Below are 3,679 nucleotides of genomic sequence, written 5' to 3'. Positions count from 1 at the left end.
CCGACGCCCCGATCATCACCACCGACGCCCGCCACCGGGCCGACGCCAAGAGCGCGCTCATCACCCTGGTCGAGCACGCCCTCATGGCACGGCTGAAGTAGTTCGGCCTGCCGTGCGGACCGGGAGGGCGGGCTGTGTCGTACGACACGGCCCGCCCTTCTCGTTCATAACGTTTCGACAGAGAATTGCCGGCGCCCCTGCACACGGCGCGTTCGGGCGGTACCGCTGCGCGCACGTGCGGCCCGTTATTTGCCGCCGCTCGCTCTTTATGTCCGTTTTACGTGTGTCGCAGGTCTCTGGGACCGGCCGAATCCAACTGTTTGGAACACGGCCCTTGACCATGCTGGAATTCAACTAACTAGCTAGTAGCACCGCCGAGAGGTTGTTGGTCGAGTGAGGCGAAGCAACTCGAGCCCCGCGGATGAACCCGCGCGCGGCAACTTCACCCCGCCGCAGCGTGCGGCCGCGTCGCCCGTCGACGCGCCCGTGGAACCGGCGCCGAAGAGCGGCAGCACCAGCAGGTTCTCGCCCCGCAACTGGCGTGTGGCGACCCGTCTGAACGCCATCCTGCTCGTGCCGGTCCTCGTGGGCCTGGTCATGGGCGGCTTCCAGGTGAAGGGCTCGCTCGACACCTGGAACGAGGCCAAGGACGCCGAGAAGACCGTCCGCATCGTCCAGGCGGCGGCGGAGTACGGCCAGGCGCTGCTCAACGAGCGCGACCTCACGGCCGAGCCGCTGCTGAAGGGCGACACGGGCAACGCCGCCGTCACCAAGGCCTACGAGGCCACGGACACGGCGAAGGCGAAGTTCGCGGAGGCCGTCAAGGACCTGCCGAAGAACCAGGGCCTGGAGCGGCGCCTGCAGCTCTTCCGCCAGGAGGAGCCCAAGCTGGAGGCGGTCCGCAAGACGGCCTACAAGGCTCCCGAGACGGCGAAGAAGGCCCTTCCCAACCAGGCGGGCCCCATCCCGACCGAGGACGGTTACCTTCTCGTCCAGCACTACCTCATGCAGTTCTCCAACGAACTGGGCCTGGGCACCGGCAATGTGACCAGCTACGGCCGCATGGTCTACGCGATCGAGCTGGCCAAGGCCGCCGAGTCGCTCCAGCGCGCCATCGGCACGCACCTGCTGGTCCGGCCGAACGAGAACGAAGAGGTCCGCAAGGCCCAGCTCGTCGCCTTCTCCTCGTACGCGTACCTCGAGGAGATCGCGGTCGGCGAGTACATCGCCGCGGGCACCGACGAAGACGTCAACCGCTTCAAAGACGTCATGCAGAAGAAGTCCCAGGACGGGGCCGCGAAGCTCGCCGCCGCGAAGGCGCAGGCCGAGCAGACCGGCGCCCCGTTCAAGTCCCCGACCCCGGTCAACGGCTCGGTGCTCACGGGCATGACCGAGGCGATAGCCGGCGGCGACAAGCCCGCCGCCCTGGCGAAGAACGGCGTCACGCCGGCCGCCTGGCAGGCCGGTGCCACCGCCAAGTTCGAGGGCTACGCCGAGATCGAGAAGGACCTCCTCGACAAGGCCGTCAAGGACACCGTCGTGATCTCCGACGACGCCCGCAACGTCGCCATCTGGACCGGCGCCGCCGTGGTCGTGGCCCTGCTCGCGGCGTTCATCCTGGCCGGCATGGTGGCCCGCCAGATGAGCCGCTCGATGCGCCGCCTGCGCTCCGCCGCCTTCGACGTCGCCGAGCAGCGCCTGCCGATGCTCGTCGACCAGCTCTCGCGCACCGACCCGGGCAAGGTCGACACCCGCGTCGCGCCGATCCCGATCGACTCCCAGGACGAGATCGGCGAGGTCGCCCGCGCCTTCGACCAGGTCCACCGGGAGGCCGTCCGGCTCGCCGCCGAGCAGGCGCTCCTGCGGGGCAACGTCAACGCGATCTTCACGAACCTCTCCATACGCAACCAGTCGCTGATCGAGGGCCAGCTGAGCCTGATCACCGAGCTGGAGAACAACGAGGCCGACCCGGACCAGCTGGAGAACCTCTTCCGCCTGGACCACCTGGCCACCCGTATGCGCCGCAACGGCGAGAACCTCCTCATCCTCGCGGGCGAGGAGCCGGGCCGCCGCTGGGACCAGCCGGTGCCCCTCGTCGACGTGCTGCGCGCCGCCTCCTCCGAGGTGGAGCAGTACGAGCGCATCGAGCTCTCGAACATCTCCGAGGCGGAGATCCACGGCCGGGCCGTGACCGACCTCGTGCACCTGCTCGCCGAGCTGCTGGAGAACGCCACCACGTTCTCCTCCCCGCAGACCAAGGTCCGGGTCAACGCCACGCGTCTGCCGGACGGCCGCGTCATGGTCGAGATCCACGACAAGGGCATCGGTCTGACCGCCGAGGACTTCGCGGACATCAACCACAAGCTGGCCAACCCGCCGACCGTGGACGCCGCGATCTCGCAGCGCATGGGTCTCTTCGTGGTCGGCCGCCTGGCGGACCGGCACCACATCCGCGTCCAGCTGCGCCCGTCGGGCGAGGCGGCCGGTACGACGTCGCTCATCATGCTCCCGGACGCCATCACCCACGGTGGCGGTGGCGAGGGCATCCCGGACGACGAGTTCACCGTCTCCTCGATGATCCCGCAGCAGCAGGTCCAGCAGGCCGCGCCGCTGCGCACGGCGGCCGAACTCGGCTTCGACGACTCCCGTTACGACGGTCAGGGCGCCGAGGGCGGCCTGGACGCGGTCGGCCGCTCCCTCGGCCAGCAGGAGCGTCGTGCGGCGCTGGAGGCGCAGCTGCACCAGCCGTCGCCCGCGGCCGGGGAGTACGCCGCGCAGCAGGAGTATGCGGAACCGCAGCCCGAGCACGGCTACCAGCAGTACCCGGAGTACGAGCAGCAGCCCGCGCAGGGCTACGACGCTGGGTACGACGAGCAGCAGGCTCACGCGGACCAGCAGGGCTACGAGGCCTACCCGCAGCAGGACTACACCTATGCGGAAGCGGGCTACCAGCAGCCCCAGCAGGACGCACAGGGCTACGACAACGGCTACGCTGCCCAGTCGGGGCATGCGGAGTGGCCCGAGCAGAACACGTACTCCGACGGCTACCAGCAGGAGTACGGGACTGAATCGGAACCCCCGGCCGCTCCCGAACCCGCCGCGGACCGCGTAGGCTTCGATCGTCCGGGCGCCGCTGCCGACACCGGTCACGAAATGACCGGAGCGGGCCTGCCGCGCCGCGGCAGCCAGCAGCAGTGGCAGCCGGCGCAGCAGGAAGCGGAGTCCCCCGGGTCCCTCTTCGAACAGCGGTCGCCGCGACAGCAGCAGCCCGCCGATTCGGAGCGGGGCGAGGAGACCGGCACCGGCTGGCGCTCGAAGAACGACGAGCGCTGGCAGCAGGCCGGGAAGCTCCGTGAGCCGAAGGCGGGCGGGGTCACCGCGTCCGGTCTGCCTCGGCGGGTGCCCAAGGCCAACCTGGTCGAAGGTTCTGCGGAGACGACTCCGCAGGACGGCCCCCAGGTCTCCCGGGCTCCGGAGGACGTGCGCGGCAGGTTGAGCAACCTGCGGCGCGGTGTCCAGCAGGGCCGGAGCGCGGGTACTGAGCAGTCAAGTAACAGCTATGACCAGGAGCGTTAGTGTGAGCCCGATGAGCCAGGCGGCACAGAACCTGAACTGGTTGATCACCAACTTCGTGGACAACACCCCCGGGGTGTCCCACACGGTGGTGGTCTCCGCCGAC

The 3,679-nt window shown here is 69.6% G+C and carries 1 protein-coding gene and 2 pseudogenes; all 3 read left to right on the top strand.

Annotation, left to right across the window (positions count from 1 at the left end):
• Positions 1-101, top strand: a pseudogene (locus tag ACZ4VL_RS40200) (ATP-binding protein); the annotation flags it as partial.
• Between the two features lie 292 nt (positions 102-393).
• Positions 394-3,576, top strand: a complete 3,183-nt coding sequence (locus ACZ4VL_RS40195) for a nitrate- and nitrite sensing domain-containing protein (RefSeq protein ID WP_468210879.1) — start codon at positions 394-396, stop codon at positions 3,574-3,576.
• A 10-nt stretch (positions 3,577-3,586) separates the two neighbouring features.
• Positions 3,587-3,679: pseudogene (locus ACZ4VL_RS40190) on the top strand (roadblock/LC7 domain-containing protein); the annotation flags it as partial.

The sequence above is a fragment of the Streptomyces sp. NPDC029014 genome (genome assembly GCF_055564695.1).
Note: the sequence above shows the minus strand (reverse complement) of the source record. Positions and strands in the feature narration are given on the sequence as shown.